This window comes from Nocardia beijingensis NBRC 16342 (assembly GCF_001612785.1).
GTDB classification, from domain to species: domain Bacteria; phylum Actinomycetota; class Actinomycetes; order Mycobacteriales; family Mycobacteriaceae; genus Nocardia; species Nocardia beijingensis.
On sequence record NZ_BDBC01000084.1, the window covers coordinates 1 to 22,121 of the forward strand.

The window sequence follows — 22,121 nt, forward strand, 5'->3', positions numbered from 1 at the left end:
CCGCGACCCGGCGCGCGCCCGAGCGGGAAACGGCACAAGAGGCGGAACTGACACCAGGCAAGGGGTTTCATGCGACAGCCACGCAGTGCGGTACGACTGATCGGAGCGCTCGCTGCGGGGACGGTGGCCGCCGGGCTGCTGGTCGGCTGCTCCAGCAAGAATCAGGTGCCCTCCATCGGTTACGCGACCGATGCCACCATCGCCACCTATAACGGCGCCAGCACGCTGGGAGCCGCTTCCGGGTCCTCCGCGGTGTTCGCCCGGGTGCTGACCGGCTTCTTCTACACCGGCCCGGACGGCCAGCAGGTCGCCGACACCGACTTCGGAACCGCCAAGGAGGTGCCGGGCGAGTCGCAGACCATCCAGTACCGCCTCAACCCCGACGGCGTGTACTCCGACGGTGTGCCGACCTCCTGCGACGACTTGGTGCTGGCGTGGGCCGCCCGCAGCGGGAGGTACACCAGGCCCGGTGACCGTGGGCCCGTTCCGCTCTTCGACGCCGCGAGCACCAGCGGCTACGACGCCATCGAACGGGTCGACTGCCAGCCCGGCTCGCGGGACGCCACGGTGGTGTTCCGGCCCGGCAGGCGGTATCTGCCCTGGCGCAACCTGTTCGCCGCCGGTGAGCTGATGCCCGCGCACGTCGCGGCTCGCGTGGCGAACGTGCCCAACGTCGTGTCGGCGTTGCAGACCGGCGATCCCAACGCGCTGGGCAGGATCGCGGAGTTCTGGAACACCGGATGGACCATCCCGGCCGACGGGCGGCTCGACCTGTCGCGGTTTCCTTCGTCGGGGCCCTACCGCATCGAATCCTTCGGCAGCGAGGACGGTCTGGTGCTGGTCGCCAACGAGCGCTGGTGGGGCAACAAACCGGCGACCGGGCGCATCGTGGTGTGGCCGAAGACCTTCGACCTGAAGAAGAAGGTCGGCGAGAACGCCGTCGGTGTGCTCGACGTCGGCACGCACTCGGTGAAAGACCTGAATCTGAACGGTTTCTCGGTGCAGACCCTGCCCGGCCGCGGCGCCGAGCAGCTGACGCTGTCCACCGGAGGAGTGTTCGCCTCCGTCGAGGCGCGCCGGGCGTTCGCGCTGTGCGTGCCGCGCCAGACGCTGTTCGACAAGCTCGGCAAGGTGCCCGACGCGCCGAAGACCGGGCTGGGTTCCGGGCCGCTGAACGCGCACGTGGTGCAACAGGACGCCCTGCTCTATCCGGCGGTCATCGGCGCGTCGAAGAACTATTCCGGCGGCGACGTGGCGAACGCGACCAGAGCGGTCGCCGCCTCCGGTGCGCCGAACCCCACCGTCCGGATCGGCTACCTCGGTCCGGACGACCGGCGCGCGCAGACCGTCGCCATGATCGCCGAAGCGTGCAAACCGGCTGGCATCACCGTGGTGGACGCCGCGGCGCCCGATTTCACGCCTACCCGGCTCTCCGAGGGCAAGGTCGACGCCGTCCTCGGCAGCACCGCGTCGGCGCCCGGTCCGGCGGGCTCCCTGGCGGGAGTGGCCGCGACCAGCGCGTTGCGCACCGGAAACGGTCTCAATTTCGGACGGTATGGCAACGGCCGTTACGATGCGATCACCGATCAGCTCGGGGCCGACGACAGCGCGGCCGCACAGCTGAATCTGCTCACCGAGGCCGAGAACCTGCTGTGGGCGGAGCTGCCGAGCATTCCGTTGTTCGCCACCCCGCGCACGATCGCTTTCGGCAAGGGGCTGCGCAACGGGATCGCCGCCCCCAACCAGGCCGGAACGGGCTGGAACATGGACCGGTGGGTGCTCGAGCGGTGACAGATGGTGTGGGTGATGTGACCATGGAGAGGTGTCGATGAGCAAGCACGCGGCGATCGAGTCCGAGGATGTAGCCGCCGAACGGACCACCAGAGCCGCTGAGATGGTCGACCGTTTGACCCGTTGGCACGACGACTTCCCCACACCCGGTGTGCGCTTCGCGGATCTCACCCCGGTGTTCGCCGACGCCGAGGGCTTCCGCGCCGTGGTCGACTGCCTGGCCGCGTGCGCACCCGACGCCGATCTGGTGGCCGGTGTCGACGCCCGTGGCTTCCTGCTCGGGGCCGGTGTCGCCGCCTCCCTCGGCACCGGCGTGCTCGCCGTCCGCAAGGCGGGCAAGCTGCCGCCGCCGGTGATCAGCCGGGAATACAGCCTCGAATACGGCACCGCCGCGCTGGAGATTCCCGCGGACGGCATCGACCTGGCCGGCCGTCGCGTGCTGTTACTGGACGACGTCCTCGCCACCGGCGGCACGCTCGCCGCCGCGGCGGAGCTGTTCAAGCAGTCCGGCGCCGAGGTGGCCGCCGCCGCGGTGGTGCTGGAACTCGGCTTCCTCGGCGGGCGTGCCCGGCAGGGCGACTACCCGCTGACCTCGATCGTTCAGCTCTGAGCCGGTAGCGGCGGCGCGCGAAAGCCCGCCGCCGGGATGCGTTGCCCGCGGCGGTGTGACTGTCAGGATCGCGGCATGCGAGCCGCCGCGCACGCGCGTCTCCCCGGCAGCGCCGGTATCCGCCGCCAACGGCCGTCGCCGTCATCGGAGTGACGTCCTGACGGAGCTGTGATCCGAATTGCACTGGCGCACGGCCGGAGTTGCCGTTAACCTGTACAGGTCTTGTTCCCGTTGATCGGAGTTCTGCCGTTGCTCATGTGAGGTAGCCACCGTGCGGCCCGCATTCGCGCGCCGTGTCTCGTCGCAACCTCTGGGAGCTGGCATGACCAATCTGTCTTTTTCCGATCTCACTTTCGGCTGGCCCGACGGCACCCCTGTTTTCGAGGGGCTCGACGCCGTTCTCGGCCCCGGTCACATCGGCCTGGTCGGCGGAAACGGTGCGGGCAAATCCACCTTGCTGCGATTGATCGCGGGCGAGCTGAAGCCCGTGCGCGGGTCCGTCACCGTCGCCGGGCATCTGGGGTACCTGCGCCAAGACCTCGGTCTGGGCGCGGGGCAGCGCGTTGACGCGGTGCTCGGCATCGCGGAGGCACGAAAAGCGTTGCACCGCATCGAGTCCGGTTCGGGATGCGCTGCCGACTTCGACCTGGTCGGCAACCAGTGGGATGTCGAGGAGCGGGCGCTGGCGCTGCTGGCCCGGCTCGGCCTGCACTACGTCGCCGATTCGGTGGCGCATCTCGATCGCACGCTCGACACGCTCTCCGGCGGCGAGACGGTGCTGCTCGGACTGGTCGCCGAGCTGCTCGCCGAGCCGGACGTGCTGCTGCTGGACGAACCGACGAACAACCTGGACCGGGTGGCTCGCGCACGGCTGTACGAGGTGATCGGCCAGTTCTCCGGCACGGTGCTCACGGTCAGCCACGACCGCGAGCTCCTGGAGCGGATGGCGACCATCGCGGAGCTGCGCCACGGCGAACTCCGCTTGTTCGGCGGCAATTTCAGCGAGTACGAGCGGATCGTCGCCGCCGAGCAGGAGGCGGCCCGCGCCGCGATCCGCGACGCGCGCAGTGATGTCCGCAAGCAGGCCCGCGAACTCGTCGAGGCGCGCATCAAACTGGACCGCAGGCAGCGGTACGGGCAGAAGATGTGGGACCAGAAGCGGGAGCCGAAAATCGTGATGGCCGAACGCAAGAGGCAGGCGCAGGTGTCCGCGGGCAAGCTGCGCAACAACCATATCGAAAAGCTCGATTCCGCCAAGGATCAGCTCGAGCAGGCGAAGGAGCTGTTGCGCGACGATCGGGAGATCCGGGTCGAGCTGCCCGACACGCGGCTGTACCCCGGTCAGGACGTCATCGAGCTGGACGGAGTCGAGCTGGCGTGCGGGCCGACGGTGACCTTGCGGGTGTCCGGCCCGGAGCGGATCGCGTTGACCGGCCGCAACGGCGTCGGCAAGACGACGCTGCTGCGGCGCATCGCCGAGGAAGGGCCGAAAGTGCCGTGGCGGATGCTGCCGCAGCGACTGGACGTGTTCGACGAGGGGCGGTCGGTCTTCGAGAACGTCGCCGCCACCGCGCCGCACGCGTCCGCGGAGCGGATCCGGGCGCAGTTGGCGCGCTTCCTGTTCCGCGGCGCGGACGCCGACGTCGCGGCGGCGGCGCTGTCCGGCGGTGAACGGTTGCGCGCCGCGCTGGCGATGCTGCTGCTGGCCGACCCGGCGCCGCGCCTGCTGTTGCTGGACGAGCCGACCAACAACCTCGACCTGCCCAGTCTGGAGCACCTCACCCAGGCACTGGCCGCCTTCGAGGGCGCGCTGATCGTGGTCAGTCACGATCCGCGGTTCCTCGACGACATCGGGGTGACCCGGCGGCTGGAACTCACCGCGGACGGATTGGCGGAGACGCTGCTGACCTGACCCGCCGTCGGTTCAGCAGCGCAGAGAGCCGCTTCGGGGCGACGAGCCGGTAACCGTCGCGGACGATCTCGGCGACCTCGTCCCAGTCCGGTTCCACGTCCAGGCGGACGCCGATCCAGCCCCGGTGCCCGACGTAGGGGGGCACGAAGAACCGGACGGGCTCGGCGGCGACCAATTCGGCCTGCACGCCGAAGGCGGCCGGGCACCAGATCGTGGTGCCCGGCTCCCGGTGCCGGTCCTCCAGGTAGTACACGAACGCTTTCTTCTACGTGGCGCGGGCCGCTCGTCGGATGATGCCGGGATGTCCGAACAGACGGGGCGCCAGTCGCACCGCGAGAAACGTGAGCGTCAGCCATGGCCGTAGGTGCGGCTGCAACGTGCGGATGCGACCCTGTTCGTCGAGCCGCAGCACCAGCGCTTCGGTCAGCCGGAACGGTCCGATCCTGGCGCTGGCCAGCAGTACGCGCCGCGCGCCGTCGCCGATCTCCTCGGTCCACCGCAAGCCCGTGAGACTGCCGTACGCGGCCGAGAGCAGCACGCGCAGATCGTCGCGGCCGCGGAAGACCAAGCGGCCGGACAGCGGTGAGATCAATTCGGCGTCGGGCGCGAGTGCCCGCGTCACCCCATCGATGTCGCCGCTCTCGGTCGCGGTTCGGAACTCGGTGATCGCGTCGGACATGGTGTTCCACCCTTTTCGCTCGTCGCTGGGTCCGAACCTAGCCAAGTAGCTTGCAAAAAGCAACGGACTAGACTGGGTGAATGCCCAAGGCTGCTTTCTCCGACATCGTCTGCTCGATCGCGCGCACGGTCGACGCGATCGGCGAGCGCTGGACACCGCTGATCCTGCGCGATCTGTTCGTCGGGCTGACCCGCTTCGAGGATCTGCGCCGCGATCTCGGTATCGCCTCCAATGTGCTCGCCGCGCGCCTGGATGTGCTGCGGGAGCACGGCATCGTCGAAAAGCGGGCGTACCAGTCGAATCCGGTCCGCTACGAATACCTGCTCACCGAACGTGGCCGTGACCTGTACCCGGTGCTCGCGATGCTGCTCACCTGGGGTGACAAATGGCTCGCCGACGCGGAAGGCCCACCCGCCGTTGTGGTCCATCGCGACTGCGGGCGGCCGACGGCCGGTGTGGTGGTGTGCCGAGAATGCGGTGAGCCACTCACCGCGGACAATGTCCGGTGGCTGTCCGGCCCCGGTGGCAGACGAGGACCGGGGACGATGCTGATCGGAGGACTGCTCGAAGCCGGGGACGCGGGCTGACCGTCCTCCCGCGCGGCTGAATGCCGTTGGCGCTCAGCCATTCCGGCCGATAGGCCGGGCGCGGGTATGTGCTGCGCCGGGCCGCCGAGCTGGATGCCCGGCAATGGCGGCGCTTGACCGGTTTGTTTTGGTCACATAGACTAAAACAAAGAGAGGACGTGATCGTATTGGATACGGACACTGGGACGACTCCGCCTACCGCGCGGCCAAGACCTTCCGCGCCGCTCGGGGCATCGACGATTTCGGCTACACCGCCGGCATGCGGGCCGAGCCGCACGCGAACTGGCGGGTGCACCCGATGCTGGACCCGCTGGGGGTCACGGCGCGCGAATGCCGGGATTCCGCCGACCACGCCAACTCGCTGCCGATCGCGGTGCTGTTCGACGTCACCGGATCGATGGGCCGGGTGCCGCGGATCATGCAGGACAAACTGGGTACCTTGCACGGTCTGCTGCGGCGTAAAGGCTATGCCGACGATCCGCAGATCCTGTTCGGCGCGATCGGGGACGCGGACACCGACCGTGTGCCGCTGCAGGTGGGGCAGTTCGAATCCGACAACCGGATGGACGAGCAGTTGCGGGCCGTCTTCCTGGAGGGCGGCGGCGGTGGGCAGAAGTCCGAAAGCTATGAACTGGCCGCCTATTTCCTCGCGAAGCACATCGCGACCGACGCGTGGGAGAAGCGGCGCAAGAAGGGCTACCTGTTCCTGATCGGCGACGAACTGAACAAGCCGCGGCTGGCCTCCCGGCACATCCGCGCGATCATCGGCGACAGCGTGCGCCAGGACATCTCGGTCGAATCCGTCTATCGCGAGCTCGCCGAACGCTGGCACGTGCACTACATCCTGCCCGACCAGTCGAGCTACTTCCACGACCCGGAGATCGCCGAGCACTGGCGCGGGCTGCTCGGACAGAATTTCCTGCGCTTGGACGACCCGGCCGCGGTGTGCGAACTCATCGCGCTGACCATCGGATTGGCGGAGGGACGCGTCGACCTGGCCGGTGGACTCGCCGATCTGCGCGATGTCGGTTCCGTCGCCGAAGCCGCGTCGGTCGGCAAAGCGCTGGGCGCCGACGGTGGACGGGCACGGGCCTTGCCGCGTGGGCGCGGCTGAAGGGCATGTGATGTTCGGCTCGCACATCATCGTCGTGGATCTCGGTTTCGGAGACGCGGGCAAAGGGGCGACGGTGGACTGGCTGTGCGCACCGGCGTCGGGGTTCGAGGTCTGCGCCGTGGTCCGGTTCAACGGCGGGGCGCAGGCGGCCCACAACGTGATCGCCGAAGGACGCCAGCACACGTTCGCGCAGTTCGGATCGGGGACGTTCGCGGGCGTGCCGACGCTGTTGTCGCGGCACATGCTGGTCGAGCCGATCGCGCTGGCCGCCGAGGCGCGCGAGCTGGCCGCGCTGGGGGTCCGCGATCCGCTGTCGTTGCTGCGGATCGACGGGCGGGCCCTGCTTACCACGCCCATCCACATCGCCGCCAACCGTGCTCGCGAGGATGCGCGGGGTTCCGCGCGGCACGGTTCGTGCGGGCGGGGCATCGGCGAGACCGCGGGCCATGCCCTCGCGCACGCGGCTCCCACCGTGGCGGATTGCCTGCGTCCGCCGGTGCTGCGGCGCAAACTGCGGGAGCTGGCCGCGCATTACGGGCCGCTCATCGCGCCGAGCGAACATCGCTTCGAACCGATCGACGACCTGGTCGACATGTACCGGGAGTTCGCCGCGGCGGTGCGGATCGTCGGCGACGACCAGCTGGCGCGGTTCGCGCGCCGGGGCACGGTGGTGTTCGAAGGCGCGCAAGGCGTCCTGCTCGACGAATGGCGGGGGTTCCATCCGCACACCACCTGGTCGACCGCCGAGCCGCGCAACGCGCGCGCGATGCTCGCCGAGATCGGCGCGTCCGGCTGCGTGCTCGGCGTCACCCGCACGTATCAGACCCGCCACGGCGCCGGTCCGTTCCCCACCGAGGATGGCGGCCTCGACCTGCCCGAGCCGCACAACACGTCCGGGCGGTACCAAGGCGAATTCCGTCTCGGGCACCTGGACACGGTGTTGCTGCGCTACGCGATCGAGGTCTCGGGCGGTATCGACGGACTCGCGGTCAATCACCTCGACGTGGCCGGGAAGCTGTATGCCGCGACGAGTTACGCCGTAGACGGCGGAACGCTGGACACGCTGCCCATCGGCCGGTGGCGGGACCTGGACCACCAGCGGGAACTGACCCGGACGTTGACGCGCGCCCAGCCCTTCCTCACCGAACTACCCGACGACCCGGTGCCGTGGCTGGCCCGGACGCTCGGCGTGCCGGTCGTCCTCACCGCCGACGGGCCCGATCGTCGCCACCGCACGCCGACGGCGTATCGGGCGGCGGCGTGACTCGTCCGCGCGGACACGTCCCGGCGGCACGCCGCGAGACGGGGCCACACGCCGGGCGGCCGGTCGGGCAGGATGGGGCGGCGTGGAGCAGTCCGTTGTGTCGGTGGATGTCGTGGCGTTGCGGTTCTGGGACGAGGACGGCGGCGTCCGGTTCGGGATCGCCCCCCGGGCGAGGGAACCGTTCGCGGGGCAGCAGGCCCTGCCGGGTGTCCTGCTCGGGCGAGGCGAGCGGCTGGCCGTCGCGGCGCGGCGAGCCGTGCACACCAAATTGGGCGTCCCGGAGGCAGCCATCGGCGCGGTGGGGCAGTTGGTGACCTTCGACGAGCCGAACCGCGACCCGCGCGGACCTACGCTGTCGATCGCGATGTGGGCGGTGGTGGGACCGCACGAGGGCCCGGCGCGGTGGATCGGGTTCGACGAGACGCCCGAGCTGGCGTTCGACCACAATCGCATCGTCGGCGTGGCCCGCGGCGTCCTGACGCGGCTGCTGTGGAAGGACCTGACGTTCACCCGCGCGCTCCTCGGCGCGGAATTCCCCGCGACCAGGGCGGTTGATGCCACCACGGCGCTGTCCGGAGCCCGTCCCGATGCCGCGAACCTGAACCGGACGCTGGCGGCGATCCCGGGCTTGGCGCGCACCACCGAACGGCGCCGGGTCAAAGCGACCGGCCGGCCCGCCGCGGTGTGGGCGTTCGGCGCACCGGAGTGAGTCCGCTCGGCCGTCTGTTCCTGCCAGCCCTGCCACACCAGTCAGGCGCCGCCGATCTCGGCCAGCGCCGCGAGAGCGAACAGCAGCAGGGAACGGGCGACGATCACGGCGGGGACGGTACTTGCCCGCGGTCGGCCCCACGACGCGAGGCGGGGCGAATCTCGTAGACGGCGTAGCCACGCCGCAGCACCGGGTGGGAGACGTTGCGCACCGGCACGCCGCCCCGGGTGCGGCCGACTTCCGTGCCGCCGTGGGCATGTCCGTGGACGGCGAGCACTGCCCCGCCCGCGTCGATCGCCTCGGCCAGATCATGGCAGCCGAGCCCTGGGTAGATATCGGGTGGTTCGCCCGCCAACGTATCGATGACGGGGGCGAAATGCGTGAGCGCGATACGCGTTTCGCAGTCGATGCTCTGTAGCGCGCGGCGCAACCGAACCGCGTCGACCGGACCGCGGCGCATGCGGGCGCGGTGTTCGGCGGAACCCTCGTCCGGTGTGCCGGGATGGCCGGGGAAGCCGCCGCTGCCGCCCATGACTCCGGCGACACCCAGCCGAATTCCCTTGATGCCGAGAGTGATCGCGGTGCCGTCGAGCACATGGACACCCAGCGCGACGAGCTGTGCCGCGATCACATCGCTCGATCCGTCGTCGTGGTCGTGATTGCCCAGCACGGCGACGACCGGCACCGGAAGGCCCTCGAGTTCCGCGCACAGCAGATCCGATTGTGAGCGCGTGCCGCCGTCGGTGAGATCGCCTGCCAGCAAGAGGATGTCGGCAGTTTCGGCCGAGCGAAGCAGATCCGGACGGAAACGTCCGGCCACGGCCGCGCGCATGTGCAGGTCGCCGACGGCCGCGACGCGAAGGTGTTCAGTGGTGCGCACTGCGGTCACGATGGTGAGCCAGCCATATCGGCGGAGGTCGTGTCAAGGGGCGGTGCGAAGCCCGGGCGTGGTGGCCGGTGGGAAACTTTGCGTTCACCTGACCGCGACCCATCGTGAAGTCGATATATAGCTGTCCGCTATTCATAGTTCAAGGGTTGTTCAGTGAGGCTACGGGCAGTGTGGCGTCCGATGAAACGTCCATGAACGCTGCCGCGGCAGGCTATCGCGCGCACCGGTCGGTCCCGCATGGTCGCTGGTATGAGCCGAGCGCAACTGCTGGCGAAAGTCGTTGCCGTCACGGCGGCCGCGGCCCTTTCGTTGTCCGCCGCGGCCGGAGTTGCCCACGGGCAGACTCCCGCGGCCAAGGTGGTCGTGATCGGCTTGGACGGCCTGATATACGGTAAGATCGAACAGGCGCAGGCGCCGAATCTGCTGCGGCTCAGCGGCGCAGGCTTGCTGAGCCGTTCCTCCATCGCCCCGCACATCACCATCTCCGGTCCGTCCTGGGCCACCGTGCTGACCGGCGTGTGGGATCGCAAGCACGGCATCACGAACAACGAGTTCACCGCCGAGCCGTTCGCGCGGTACCCGACGGTGTTCACCCGGCTGGAGCGGGCCAGGCCGACGGCGAAGACCCAGTCCATCGCGACCTGGGACCGGATCGCCACGATGACCGGCAGCGGCAGCCCGCGCGCCGACGTCGTCGTCTCCACCGCGCCCGTGCCGGACGATCCGGACGAGTCGCGCACCGACGCCGCCACCGCCGACGCCGTGGTGGCCGCGATCGGCGGATTCGCGCCCGATTTGTTGTTCACCCATCTGGATCAGGTGGACCACGCGGGCCACGACGCGGGCGCCGCGTCGCGCGCCTACCTCGACGCCGTGACGCGCGTCGACGTCCTGGTCGGGCGCATCGCCGCCGCCGTCGACGCCCGCGCCGCCGCCCACCCCGCCGAGCGGTGGACCGTCCTCGTCACCGCCGACCACGGCCATACTCCGCGCGGCGGACACGGCGGCCAGTCCGCGGACGAGACGACCAACTTCGTGATCGCTCGCGGCCCGGACTTCCCGCCCGGCGCCACCAGCACCCGCGCCACCCTGGTCGACATCACCCCGACCGTGCTGGACCTGCTCGACGTCGCCCCCGCCGCCGATCTCGACGGTCGGTCGCTGCGCTCCGAGCCCGGCTCCGCCCGGACGCCGATCGCCGGATCGCAGCCGGCCGCGATTCGCTGAGCCCGGTCCCGCATGGGCTCGTACTCCTGGCCCGAGCATGCTTCGCCAGGTCGCCGCCCGGGTATATCAGGGCTGGTAGAAGCAAGTCGGACGACCCGAAGACGGCGTCGACGCCGGGCGGAAGGCTCTGGAGGCGAAACGGCGGCGCAACCGCCGCGCAGCCGCGCGGGTTGCTCCTCCCGGCACCCCGGCGAGCATCCTTCGTCAGCGGAGCGGACGTCGGTGCTGCGCCCGGACTAAAGTTGGTGGTCCGGGAGGTTGCACCGGTCGGATAGGGTGGTCCGATCGAGGCGCGGAGAGGTGGTGGCATGACTCAGCATCTGGGCGAGGCGAAGGTCGAGCAATCGACGTCGGGCCCGCGGCCGAACGGTGCGGGCGCCACCGACGCCGCGCAGTCGCCGAAACCGCAGGGGCAGGCGAATCCGGCGCCGCCGCGGCAACCCGGCACCTCCTCCGCCGTTCCGACCTCCGCGTCGCGCCGGGTGCGGGCCCGTCTGGCCCGCCGCATGACCGGCCAGCGCGGCATCGCGGCGGTCAAGCCGGTGCTCGAGCCGCTGGCCACCGTGCATCGCGAGCTGTACCCGAAGGCGAACCTGACGCTGCTGCAGCGCGCGTTCGATGTGGCCGACGAGCGGCACAAGCATCAGTTCCGCAAATCGGGTGACCCTTACATCACCCACCCGCTCGCCGTGGCGAACATCCTCGCCGAGCTCGGCATGGACACGACCACGCTGGTGGCGGCGCTGCTGCACGACACGGTCGAGGACACCGGCTACAGCCTCGAACAGCTCACCCAGGACTTCGGCTCCGAAGTCGCCCACCTCGTCGACGGCGTCACCAAGCTGGACAAGGTCAACCTGGGCGCGGCCGCGGAGGCGGAGACCATCCGCAAGATGATCATCGCGATGGCCCGCGACCCGCGCGTGCTGGTGATCAAGGTGGCCGACCGGCTGCACAACATGCGCACGATGCGTTTCCTGCCGCCGGAGAAGCAGGCCAAGAAGGCCAAGGAGACGCTGGAGGTCATCGCGCCGCTCGCCCATCGCCTCGGTATGGCGACGGTGAAGTGGGAGCTGGAGGACCTGGCCTTCGCGATCCTGCATCCGAAGAAGTACGACGAGATCGTCCGGCTGGTCGCCGACCGCGCGCCCTCGCGCGACACCTATCTGGCGAAGGTGCGGGCCGAGATCGTCAACACGCTGGCCGCCTCCCGGATCAACGCGATCGTCGAGGGCCGCCCGAAGCACTACTGGTCGATCTACCAGAAGATGATCGTCAAGGGTAAGGACTTCGACGACATCCACGACCTGGTCGGCATCCGCATCCTGTGCGACGAGGTGCGCGACTGCTACGCGGCCGTCGGCGTGGTGCACTCGCTGTGGCAACCCATGGCGGGCCGGTTCAAGGACTACATCGCCCAGCCGCGCTACGGCGTCTACCAGTCGCTGCACACCACCGTGGTCGGGCCGGACGGCAAGCCGCTGGAGGTGCAGATCCGCACCCAGGACATGCACCGCACCGCGGAGTTCGGCATCGCCGCGCACTGGCGCTACAAGGAGACCAGGGGCAAGCACTCCACCGACACCGCCGAGGTCGACGACATGGCCTGGATGCGCCAGTTGCTGGACTGGCAGCGGGAGGCCGCCGATCCGGCGGAGTTCCTGGAGTCGCTGCGCTTCGACCTGAAGTCCCCGGAGATCTTCGTGTTCACGCCGAAGGGTGACGTGATCACGCTGCCGCAGAAGTCGACGCCGGTGGATTTCGCCTACGCCGTGCACACCGAGGTGGGGCACCGCTGCATCGGCGCCAGGGTGAACGGGCGCCTGGTCGCGCTCGAGCGTCAGCTGGAGAACGGCGAGGTCGTCGAGGTGTTCACCTCGAAGGCGCAGAACGCGGGACCCAGCCGCGACTGGCAGAACTTCGTGGTGTCCCCGCGCGCCAAGGCCAAGATTCGCCAGTGGTTCGCCAAGGAGCGTCGCGAGGAGGCGCTGGAGAGCGGCAAGGAGCAGATCTCCAAGGAGGTCCGCCGCGTCGGGCTGCCGCTGCAGCGGCTGATGAGCGTCGACGCGATGACCGCGGTCGCCCACGAACTGCACTACACCGACATCTCCACGCTCTACACCGCCGTCGGTGAGCACCAGGTCTCCGCGCACCACGTGGTGCAGCGGCTGATGGCGCAGCTCGGCGGCATCGGCGACGTGGAGAACGAGCTGGCCGAGCGCTCCACCCCGTCGACGACGCCGAGCAGGCAGCGGGTCACCGGTGACGCGGGCGTGCTGATCCCCGGCGCCCCCGGCACGGTCGCCAAGCTGGCGAAGTGCTGCACTCCGGTGCCCGGCGACGAGATCATGGGCTTCGTGACCCGCGGTGGCGCGGTGAGCGTGCACCGCACCGACTGCACCAACGCGGGTTCCCTGCGTGATCAGTCCGAACGGATCATCGACGTGTCCTGGGCCCCGTCGCCGTCCTCGGTGTTCCTGGTGGCCATCCAGATCGAGGCGCTCGATCGCACGCGGCTGCTGTCCGACGTGACCAAGGTGCTGGCCGACGAGAAGGTCAACATCCTGTCCGCGTCGGTGGCCACGCACGGCGACCGGGTGGCGATCAGCAAGTTCACCTTCGAGATGGGCGATCCGAAACACTTGGGGCACTTGCTGAACGTGGTGCGCAACGTGGAAGGCGTCTACGACGTCTACCGCGTCACCTCCGCGGCCTGACACGCGCGTCCCTTGCGAGTAGCTGTCAATTAACTGAGAGCCCAAGGGGTTTCGTTCGCCCCCAACTCGGCTCCAGGGGTTGCCATTCGGGGCGCTGTGCCGGAAACTTGTCGGACCCTTCCCTGGAACGCGCCACCGCGTGTCGCGTTCCACTCGGTGTGTCCTGGAAGATTTCCGTCGATGCGGCAGTAATAGCCGGAATCTGTTACGGTCTATTGCGTTTCATGGCGTTGAGGTAGCTGCGGCAGACGACTTGATTGCGGATCGCTATGACTGGATACTCGGCAAGACTCTCGGGGATGCTGGTAGCACTCGCCGTGGCTGTGGCGACCGCCGGGGTCGCCGCGGCGCAGCCGCAGGATCCCGCTGGTCCGTCCACGAAGATCCGCCTCACGACCTGCCCTGCCCTGTACGCCTTGGGAATTCAGGGCACCGGTGAATCGTCGCCGGACGCGGCGCCGACCACCGACACCGGCATGCTCTCCACCGTATTCCGTCCGATGATGGCGAAAGCGCCCGACACCGGGCTCGTCGATCGGGCCTATGTGCCCTACGAATCCGGCTTCGGCGGTGCGACAGCCGGTGGCGCCGCGCCCTATTCGGAATCGGTGGCCGGCGGCCTCGCGCGTCTGCGCGGCATGGCCGGTACCGTCGCCGAAGCCTGTCCGAACAGCCGCTTCGCGGTGGTCGGTTATTCCCAAGGCGCGCATGTCGCCTCGATGTTCGCCCAGGAGATCGGCCAGGGCCGCGGTGTGCTGCCCGCCGAAAAGGTCGCCGCGGTAGCGCTGTTCGGCGACCCGACCCGCAATCCCGGTGCGCCGCTGTTTCCCGGCGCGCCCGGCAAGGCGACGCCGGATCCCGCGCCGGGAACCTCGGGTCACCGGCTGGTCGACATCACCGCACTGCCGCAGACGCCTGCCACCGGCGGCGGCATCGGCCCGGAACGAGACAAGGCCGCGAACTTCGGGGCGCTCACCGGCCGGGTGGCGAGTTTCTGCACGGCGGGTGATCTCGCCTGCGACGCCCCCGACGGCGCGCCCATCCTGAAGGCGGTCGCCAACGTGGCGGGCCAGTCCAAGCTCAGCGGCGGCGACCCGATCGCCTCGCTGGTCTCGATCGCGCAGGCGCTGGCGTTCACCTCCATCAAGACCGCGACCGAAGTGGTGAACGGGGACATTCAAGGCAATTCGCTGGCCACCCTGTCGATCTCACCGCGCAAGTCGATCTCGCAGCGCCTGGCCGACGCCTCCGACCCGCGCACGCCGCTGAATCTGCCCGCCGCGCTGCAGGCGCTGCTGAAAGTCGGCATGATCGGCTTGAACTCCGTGATCGCTGTGGTCCGCACGGTGCTCGCCCCGGCGAACATCACCGAGCTGGCGACCGCGGGCCTGGCGAATCCGCCCGCCGCTCTGCTGTCGCTGGGCGCGAAACTGCTCGGCGCCGTTCCCCAGCTGATCCCGCCGACCACCGGCGTGCGCCTGATCAGCCAGGCGTTCGACGCGGTGGTGCAGAACATCACCGACAACAGCGAGCTGCTCAACACGACGACCTGGGTGCGCTACTGGGACACCGTGCAGCGCCACACCGCCTACAACAGCGCCACCGTCTCGGCGAACGGCGCCGCTCCCACCCGCTTCGTCGCGGACTGGTTCGCGGCGCTCGCGCGTGACCTCGCCGACGCCTTCGGCGCCAAGGCCGAGCCGAGGGCGGTAGCGGAGCGGCAGCCGACCGGATTCTTCGGGGACGGCACCGGCGCGTCTCCCACGCCGAGTTCGTCCGGTACGGGACAATTTCCGTTCGGGACAGGAGCCGATGGCGCCTCATCCAGCGGCGTGACATCGATTCCGCCCACCGACCGAACCGGCACACCCAACACCTACCCGTTCTCCACGAACTGATCGCCGAGAGGGTCCGACGATGCGATACTGCGTGCCCTGCTCTGCGGGAATGGGGGAATGTTGAAGTCGTACAAACAGCTTTCCCGCTGGTACGGCGCTCTGGAGCCGGAGGCCGACGCGCCGGAGGCGGGGGAGCGGGAGGAGGCGGGGGAGCGGGAGGAGGCGAACACCATCGCCCCCGCGGACGACGGCGCGCCGTCGCGCTACCCGGACCACATCCGCGACGACGCCGAGCCGTGGCAGCGCAGGCCCGAGGAGGTCCCGTCGGATCTGCCCGCGCAGCGCAGCGAATTCACCGGCGGCTGGTCGGACTGGGTGGTGACCGGACGGGCGCCCGGCCCCGACGACGACTACGTCCCGCCGCGCCGGACCGATCCGGCGCCGTTCCCGTGGGCCGACGACGACGAACACGAGCCGGTCGAACGACCGCGGCCCGCGGTGTCGCGCGCGCTGCGGCAAGCCGCCCGCGACCACCCGGCCGTCCGCCGGGCCCGGCTGCTGCTCATCGGAATCGCGGCGGTGGTGATCATCGCCGTCGCCGCGGTGGGCGTGCTGCTCCTGCTGCGCTCCGCCGCCGATCGCGCCGCGCTGCCCAGAGACGCGCATATGTCCGCGTCGGTGCAGCTCACCGTCGGCGGCACGCACGCGGGTGGCGATCCGCGCGCGGTGAGCGCCGGCGCCTGCCCGACCGAGCGCAGCGACGCGATCGTGCGCAGCGCGGAGCCGGGCGGCACCGGCTCCGGACCGGACGCGGTGCTGTCGTTCCAGTACGCCTACTACGTCGAGCGCTCGGGGGAGCGCGCCCGCGCGGCCGTCGCCCCGGACGCCGACGTCCAGCCCGCCTGGGTCATCCAGCGGGGTATCGACTCCGTCCCGATCGGCACGACGCATTGCGTGCGGATCGTGACGGTCGCGGACAACCGGTATTCGGTGGAGGTCACCGAATACCGGCCCGGCGGCACGCCCGCCACGTACAGCAGGCAGACGGTCACCACCGCGGTGATCGACGGCCGCACCCTGATCACGGGTATCACGGCCGGATAAAGGAGAGCAGAAGCGATGGGAGAGGACTGGAGCCGCTGGCTCGACGAGGCGCCCGGGGATGGCGCCACGTCGCGCCGGCCGGTGCGTTCCAAGGCTCCGGTGGTGCGGTTACGGCGTGGCAAGGGCGACGGCTCCGAGGCGGATCGTCCGGCGCAGAGGCCGATCCTGGTGGTCGGCGGGTGCGGTGGCGCGGGTACCACCACGACGGCACTTGGCCTGGCGGGTGAGCTGGGCACGGGCGGAACGCCGACGGTCGCGGTGGACGCCACTTCGGCGGGCAGCGATCTGGCGTTGCGGGGCGCGGACGAGCACCTGCACCCGATCAGTTTGCAGTCCTGGCTCTACGGACGCGGTGACGACGAGCCTGCGCCGTTGAAGGAGTGCCTGTCGCGGGCGACCTCCGGCATCGGCCTGCTGTGGCGTGACGCCGCGCCGCTGCGCAGGCGTGCGACCTATCTCACGGTCGCCCGTGCCGTGCGCGACGCAGGCTACACCGCCGTCTACGACGGGGGGCATCCGATTGCCGCCCGGCAACTGCTTCCTTTGCTCGATGACGCGGATGTCGCTCTGGTACTTGCCATTCCGGCTCGCACCGATGCGGCCAACCGGCTGCGAGTGGCCCTGGAATGGCTCGACGACCAGTTCGGCGAGGCCGAGGAAGGCCATGGCGGCGGCATCGTCGGCGACACCACCATCGTGATCTCGCACCAGTATCCCGGCGACGACTCCCGGGTAGCGGATCATTTGCGCGAGCACCTGTCCGGGTGGGTTCGCGATATCAGGGAGATTCCCTACGATCCGCATCTGGCCCGCGGTGAACTTGTGCGCCACGCCTCGCTGGCCGCCGAGACGCGCCGGGCATATGGGCGCCTGCTGGCGGGGGTGGCATCATGACCGCCGCCATGATTTTTCCGCGTCAGCCCGACCCAGCGCCCGCCGGTGTGATCGCCCCGCCGGAGTCCCGCCGTGCCGCCATCTGGGACCGCCCCGTGCCCGGTGTCGGCCGCGCGCCGCTGGTCTGGCTGCTGGGTGTGCACGGCGGGGCCGGAGCCAGTACCCTCGCGCATGTGCTTGCGCCCGCGGCGGATTCGGGCCGCCGCTGGCCCGGCGTCTTCGACCGCGAGAGTCCGTTCGTCGTCCTGGTCGCCAGGGAGACCATCGCCGGTCTGTCCCGCGCGCACGACCTTCTGCGCCAACATCTTTCGGGTTTCGCCGGTCCCTGCGACGTGCTCGGCCTGATCACCGTCGCCGCCAGGCCCGGCCGGATGGCGCCCGAGATCCGGCGCTACCGCGACGTGGTGGGCTCCCTGGCCGGCCAGGTGTGGCAGGTGCCGTGGTACGAGGAGTGGACGCTGGTCGAACCGGAGCAGCTGCCGGTGTGGTCGCCCGGCGACCCGGTGCCGCCGAGGAAACGCAAGCTCGATCTGCTGGAGGAAGTCCCGCTCGATGTCCGGGAGCTCGGCGCCGACATCGTGGCGGCCGCTCGGACGGCACTGGAGGAGGCCAGCTACGACCGCGGGTCACCGGATCTGCGCAAGCCGCCCGATGAGTGAACGTCCGCATCGCATCGGCGACCACCACCCACTATTCGAGAAAGGCACCCGATGAGCACGCTCCTCCTCGCCGTGCAGGACACGTACGGCACCGTCCTCGCGCAAGTCGGTAATCCGACGCCGGAGGCGCCGCCGGGCTCGGAGAAGATCCTGCAGCTCGTGCGGTATCTCACGTGGTTCGTCCTGCTGTCGGGGATCTGCGGCATCGTCTACGCGGGTGGCAAGTTCGCCTGGGAGAAGTGGACCGGCGGTGGCCTGGAGTCGCCGAAGATGGTGGCGGGCGCGATGATCGGCGGCGTGGTCGCCACCAGCGCGGGCACCATCATGAACGCGGTCATCGGGACCTGATGCCGACCATGGGGACCGTACACATGCTCGCGGCCGGGACGCTGGCCTACAAGCAGATGCCCGCCGACGTGCTCGCACCGCTGATGCAGCTGCTGAACTGGCTGCTGTGGTTCGTCCTGCTGGTGTGCCTGGCCTGGATGATCGTCTCCGCGGGGAAACTGTGGCTGGTCTTTCGCAGCGACCTGGCCATGAACGATGCCTCGCACGGCGTTCTGATGAGCCTGCTTGGTGCTGTGGTGGCGAGCACGGCGTCGGGGATCGCCCTGGCGTTCCTGCCCGCATGAGCCGCCGGAGCGGGACGGGGACGACGCGGGAATGAATTCGACAGTACTGCGGCCGGCGGACTCCGCGGCGTGGCGGCGTGACATCCGCCGCCCCGCGGCCGGAGTCGTCGGCGCCGCGCTGCTGTTCGCGGCGGTCGGCTGCGGCGGCGACGCGGACTCGGTGGGGCCGGATCTCTCGGCCGCTCCCACCGATGTGCGATGGCAGCCGTTCCAAGGGGTGCCGCTGCCGCACACCGGCCAAGGGCCGCGCTCGACGGCCGACGGCGCGGCCACCGGGTTCGAGCACTCGCCGCGCGGCGCGGCCGTCGCCGCGCTGACCCACTCGGTGCGCCTGGCGGTGGCGGCCGATACGCAGTGGGCGAAAGTCGCTGCGGCGGAGGTGGTTCCGGGGCCGGCGAAGGACGAGTGGGCGATCAACCGGGTGCAGCTCTCGATCACCGGCCCGGCGAGCGCGGAGTTCGCGCCTCGTCTGCTCGGCTACAAGATCACCGAGTACACCGAGTCGCGCTCCACCGTCGACGTGTACACCGAGTACTCCGACAGCTCGAAGGCGGTGCATCACACCGCCGTGGAGTGGTTCGGCGAGGACTGGCGGTTACGGCTTCCGGACCCGGATTCGACCGCGAGACCGATCGATTCGATCGACGCATTACCTACCGACATCGTGAAAGTGGAGGCACCGACGTGAGCGACAGGGAGTCGTACACGCGCGACCGTGTCTCCTTCGGGATCGTCGCCTCCGCCGCCGTGCTGGCGCTCATCGTGGTGGTGGGCATCTTCGTCTTCGTCAGCCGGGACGACGAGCCGGTCGACGGCACGCCCGCCGTCACCGAAGGCTCCGGCGGCACCGGCTTCGCCAGCCCCGAGCTGGACATCCTCGGCAGGCGCGTGGACATCCCGAACAACCCTGCGGGACAACCGCTTCCGCAGGACCCCTCCCGGCAGCGCAAGCCCTCCGATCCGGATTGGCTGACCGCGGCGCCGGAGGGGACCGCCGAACCGCACGGCTGGCAGCGGGTGTACGGCGCGTCCGTTCCGTTCTCCACCTCCGACGGGCCGACGCGGATCGAGGACGACTTGGCCGTCGGGTACTCGCACACCCCGCAGGGTGCGGTGCTGGCCGCCGCGCAGATCACCTACCGGCTCAACGCCCGTCCCGCCGACCGCGACCTGTACGTGCGCCAGGTCCGGGTCTCCGCCCAGCAGATCGCCGCCTACGACAAGGCGCTGGCCGACGACCGGTTGCCACGGCAGCAGCCGGAGAAGGTGACCCGCTACTTCGTCGCCTCGGACGCCTTCAAGGTAGACGACTACGCCGACGATCTGGCCATCGTCCGGCTGGCAACGAGGGGGCCGGTGATCGACGGCAAACAGCTGTGGGCGGCGACCCGCCTGGCCATGGTGTGGGACGCGGGCGACTGGCGCCTGAAGCCGACGACCACCACCAACGCCCAGACCGAGTACATCGAGTCGTTGCAGGGGTGGACGAGATGGTGAGCCGTAGGAGGTCTTCCGATCGCATGCCGCCCGCCGTGCTCGGCGCGGGTGCGGTACTGGCCGTGGCGGCGGTCGCGGTCGTCACCGTGTTCGCTGTCCGGGACAACGACGCGGCGCCGGGTCGGGTGGTGCAGACCACGGCGGCGGCCGATCTGTCCGGCGGACCGGCTTCGGGGCCGTCGTTCGCCGGATCGAGCAAGGACTCGTTCGGCCATCGGTTCGATATCTCGAAAGATCCCGCCGGACAGGCGCTTTCGCAGTCGGGCGCGGCGCGGACGCCGACCGATCCGGAGTGGCTGACCGGCGCGCCGGGCGGGACGAATCAGCCGGGCGGTTGGCAACAGGTGTACGGCGGCCCGGTCGTTCCGTTCTCCACGACCGATGGACCGGCGCGCATCGACAACGGCGTGCCTTCCGGATTCGCCAAGACCCCGCAAGGCGCCGCGCTGGCCGCCGAACAGATCTACTGGCGGACCGTGGCCCGGCCCACCGACCACACGCTGTGGCAGCAATTGGTGATCCTCACCCCCGAGGAACTCGCCGACCGGCAGCGCAGGATCGCCGAGGGCAAAGTGCCCGACGTCCTGCCGGAGAGCGTCAAACCGCTGCTGTACGCGTCCGACGCGTTCCGAATCGAAAGCTATGGTGACGATTTCGCTGTTGTTCGTGTCGCCCGCAAGACCCGTGAGTTCCTGCACGGCGGGCGAAGTTGGGTGGCCATGAGACTCAACGTGGTATGGCGTGACGGTGGCTGGAGACTGAAGTCGTCCGCGGGCGACGCGCAGCCGCTCGAAACGATCGGCTCGATCGATGGGTGGACACAATGGTGAGGCGGCTAGTCACAATCCTCGCGGTCATCTTCACGGTGATGATCGCGACTCCGACCGTGGCCTACGGCCAGACGTACGGCTTCGACGACACGTGTAACGAGATCCACGACAGCCTCGACGGCCTCGGACTGCCCGGCTTCACCCTCGGTGACGCCGCGTCCGCCGCGTGCAAGGCGGGCAATGCCGCCTCGCATCCCGACCAGGCGGCGACGGCGGTGAAGGACAAGGCCTGGGACTCCACCTTCGGCAAGGTGGTCGATTCGCTGATGAACGGTCTCGGCGAGGCCATCATCCTGGCGTTGACCTTCTGGATGAAGGTGCCCAACGAGGCGGCCAGCGATTCCGGTTCGCTGTTCACCAAGATCAACGACTACACCTATCAAGCGCAGATCCTGTTGTTGATCGCGTCGGTGATCCTGTCCGGGGCGCGATTGGCCGAAGCCAGACGCGGGGCCGCGATGAACGAAGCGGCCGAATCGTTCCGGATGTTCACCCGCGTCGTGTTCAGCTCCTGGATGCTGGGCGCGGTGATCGTCGCGGGCACCCAAGCGTCGGATCGCTTCGCGGAGTGGATCATCGACGACTCGACCAACGGCAATGCCAAGGACCTGGCCGAGCTGATGGTGAAAACCAGCAAGTTGCAGGCCTTTTCGCCCGGCCTGGTGCTGATCATCGCGATCGTGGGCCTGCTCGGCGCGCTGGCGCAGATCGTGCTCGCCATCGTCCGGCAAGGATTGCTGGTGATCGCGGCCGGTGTGCTCCCGCTCGCGGCGGCGGCCTCCGGCATGAACATCGGCAAGCAGTCCTATCAGAAGCTCATCGGCTGGATCATCGCCTTCATGCTGTGGAAGCCGGTGGCGGCGATCGTCTACATGATCGCGTTCACCACGGCGGGCCACGTCGACTCGCTCACCCCCACCAGCGGTCTGCCCGACGGTGAGCAGGCCCAGCGCATGCTGGTCGCGATCGTGCTGTTGTGCAGCGTGGCGTTCGTGCTGCCCGCGCTCATGCGACTGGTTACCCCGGCCGTCGCGATCGTCGGCAGCGGCGGTTCGGGTTTCACCGCGGCGGGCGGCACCTTGGTCGGTGTGGCCGCGCTCGGCGCCATGGGCACCAAAGCGGTCGGCGTCAAGGGCACCGCGGCGCCGGGCCGGGCCGGATATGTGAG

22 protein-coding genes are annotated in these 22,121 nt (G+C 69.7%); 19 read left to right on the forward strand and 3 right to left on the reverse strand.

Annotated elements, in window-relative coordinates:
- Window positions 1-69 precede the first annotated feature (69 nt).
- From NB3_RS33160 to NB3_RS33170, 3 genes are all read left to right on the forward strand, one after another.
- A complete protein-coding gene (locus tag NB3_RS33160; protein ID WP_067811291.1) occupies window positions 70-1,791 on the forward strand; it encodes an ABC transporter substrate-binding protein in 1,722 nt (573 codons plus the stop codon).
- A 37-nt stretch (window positions 1,792-1,828) separates the two neighbouring features.
- Window positions 1,829-2,401, forward strand: a complete 573-nt coding sequence (locus NB3_RS33165) for an adenine phosphoribosyltransferase (RefSeq protein ID WP_067811329.1) — start codon at window positions 1,829-1,831, stop codon at window positions 2,399-2,401.
- 322 nt (window positions 2,402-2,723) lie between these two features.
- Window positions 2,724-4,313, forward strand: a complete 1,590-nt coding sequence (locus NB3_RS33170; protein WP_067811293.1) for an ABC-F family ATP-binding cassette domain-containing protein — start codon at window positions 2,724-2,726, stop codon at window positions 4,311-4,313.
- Here the strand turns inward: NB3_RS33170 and NB3_RS33175 are convergent.
- Together NB3_RS33175 and NB3_RS33180 are read right to left on the reverse strand one after the other, a co-directional pair.
- Window positions 4,276-4,566, reverse strand: a complete 291-nt coding sequence (locus NB3_RS33175; protein WP_157112154.1) for an MmcQ/YjbR family DNA-binding protein — start codon at window positions 4,564-4,566, stop codon at window positions 4,276-4,278. The two genes, NB3_RS33170 and NB3_RS33175, sit on opposite strands and share 38 nt — an antisense overlap.
- 12 nt (window positions 4,567-4,578) lie before the next feature.
- Window positions 4,579-4,992 (reverse strand): nuclear transport factor 2-like protein, encoded by a 414-nt coding sequence (locus NB3_RS33180; RefSeq protein ID WP_157112155.1) that lies wholly within the window; start codon window positions 4,990-4,992, stop codon window positions 4,579-4,581.
- 80 nt (window positions 4,993-5,072) lie between these two features.
- Between NB3_RS33180 and NB3_RS33185 the strand changes: the two genes are divergently transcribed.
- The 4 genes from NB3_RS33185 (at window position 5,073) to NB3_RS33200 (ending at window position 8,666) form a co-directional block, all read left to right on the forward strand.
- Window positions 5,073-5,579, forward strand: coding sequence for a winged helix-turn-helix transcriptional regulator (locus tag NB3_RS33185; protein ID WP_067811296.1), 507 nt, complete (start codon window positions 5,073-5,075; stop codon window positions 5,577-5,579).
- A 166-nt stretch (window positions 5,580-5,745) separates the two neighbouring features.
- Window positions 5,746-6,693, forward strand: coding sequence for a hypothetical protein (locus tag NB3_RS33190; RefSeq protein WP_067811297.1), 948 nt, complete (start codon window positions 5,746-5,748; stop codon window positions 6,691-6,693).
- A 10-nt stretch (window positions 6,694-6,703) separates the two neighbouring features.
- Window positions 6,704-7,957 carry an adenylosuccinate synthetase gene (locus tag NB3_RS33195; RefSeq protein ID WP_067811336.1) on the forward strand — a complete coding sequence of 418 codons (1,254 nt, stop codon included), beginning with the start codon at window positions 6,704-6,706 and terminating at the stop codon, window positions 7,955-7,957.
- A gap of 82 nt (window positions 7,958-8,039) precedes the next feature.
- Window positions 8,040-8,666 (forward strand): NUDIX hydrolase, encoded by a 627-nt coding sequence (locus NB3_RS33200; protein ID WP_067811300.1) that lies wholly within the window; start codon window positions 8,040-8,042, stop codon window positions 8,664-8,666.
- Between the two features lie 103 nt (window positions 8,667-8,769).
- Here NB3_RS33200 and NB3_RS33205 read toward each other — a convergent pair whose 3' ends face one another.
- On the reverse strand, window positions 8,770-9,546 hold the full coding sequence (locus NB3_RS33205) for a metallophosphoesterase family protein (protein WP_244892181.1): 777 nt from the start codon (window positions 9,544-9,546) through the stop codon (window positions 8,770-8,772).
- Between the two features lie 258 nt (window positions 9,547-9,804).
- On the opposite strand from NB3_RS33205, the gene NB3_RS33210 reads away from it, so the two are divergent.
- The 12 genes from NB3_RS33210 to NB3_RS33265 all read left to right on the forward strand — a co-directional run.
- Complete coding sequence (locus NB3_RS33210) at window positions 9,805-10,782, forward strand: alkaline phosphatase family protein (RefSeq protein WP_067811303.1); 978 nt, start codon at window positions 9,805-9,807, stop codon at window positions 10,780-10,782.
- 308 nt (window positions 10,783-11,090) lie between these two features.
- Window positions 11,091-13,499: a RelA/SpoT family protein gene (locus NB3_RS33215; RefSeq protein WP_067811305.1), complete on the forward strand. Its 2,409-nt coding sequence runs from the start codon at window positions 11,091-11,093 to the stop codon at window positions 13,497-13,499.
- A gap of 299 nt (window positions 13,500-13,798) precedes the next feature.
- A complete protein-coding gene (locus NB3_RS33220; protein ID WP_084823882.1) occupies window positions 13,799-15,397 on the forward strand; it encodes a cutinase family protein in 1,599 nt (532 codons plus the stop codon).
- 57 nt (window positions 15,398-15,454) lie between these two features.
- Entirely contained in the window at window positions 15,455-16,441 is a 987-nt protein-coding gene (locus NB3_RS33225; RefSeq protein WP_067811311.1) for a DUF8176 domain-containing protein, read from the forward strand.
- 15 nt (window positions 16,442-16,456) lie between these two features.
- Window positions 16,457-17,335 (forward strand): MinD/ParA family ATP-binding protein, encoded by an 879-nt coding sequence (locus NB3_RS33230; RefSeq protein WP_067811315.1) that lies wholly within the window; start codon window positions 16,457-16,459, stop codon window positions 17,333-17,335.
- Window positions 17,332-17,994, forward strand: coding sequence for a DUF6668 family protein (locus NB3_RS33235; protein WP_067811318.1), 663 nt, complete (start codon window positions 17,332-17,334; stop codon window positions 17,992-17,994). The genes NB3_RS33230 and NB3_RS33235 overlap by 4 nt, the downstream gene beginning before the upstream one ends.
- Before the next feature lie 51 nt (window positions 17,995-18,045).
- Entirely contained in the window at window positions 18,046-18,342 is a 297-nt protein-coding gene (locus NB3_RS33240) for a hypothetical protein (RefSeq protein WP_039799032.1), read from the forward strand.
- An 8-nt stretch (window positions 18,343-18,350) separates the two neighbouring features.
- The gene (locus tag NB3_RS33245; protein WP_228826988.1) at window positions 18,351-18,626 is read left to right on the forward strand and encodes a hypothetical protein; all 276 of its coding nucleotides are present in this window, start codon (window positions 18,351-18,353) and stop codon (window positions 18,624-18,626) included.
- A gap of 31 nt (window positions 18,627-18,657) precedes the next feature.
- Window positions 18,658-19,314 carry a DUF8175 domain-containg protein gene (locus tag NB3_RS33250; RefSeq protein ID WP_228826989.1) on the forward strand — a complete coding sequence of 219 codons (657 nt, stop codon included), beginning with the start codon at window positions 18,658-18,660 and terminating at the stop codon, window positions 19,312-19,314.
- Window positions 19,311-20,123 carry a DUF8175 domain-containg protein gene (locus NB3_RS33255; protein ID WP_067811323.1) on the forward strand — a complete coding sequence of 271 codons (813 nt, stop codon included), beginning with the start codon at window positions 19,311-19,313 and terminating at the stop codon, window positions 20,121-20,123. Before NB3_RS33250 ends, NB3_RS33255 begins: the two co-directional genes overlap by 4 nt.
- Window positions 20,124-20,146: 23 nt before the next feature.
- On the forward strand, window positions 20,147-20,953 hold the full coding sequence (locus NB3_RS33260) for a DUF8175 domain-containg protein (protein ID WP_084823883.1): 807 nt from the start codon (window positions 20,147-20,149) through the stop codon (window positions 20,951-20,953).
- On the forward strand, window positions 20,947-22,121 hold a 1,175-nt coding region (locus NB3_RS33265), incomplete at its 3' end, for a hypothetical protein (protein ID WP_067811326.1). The genes NB3_RS33260 and NB3_RS33265, both read left to right, overlap by 7 nt.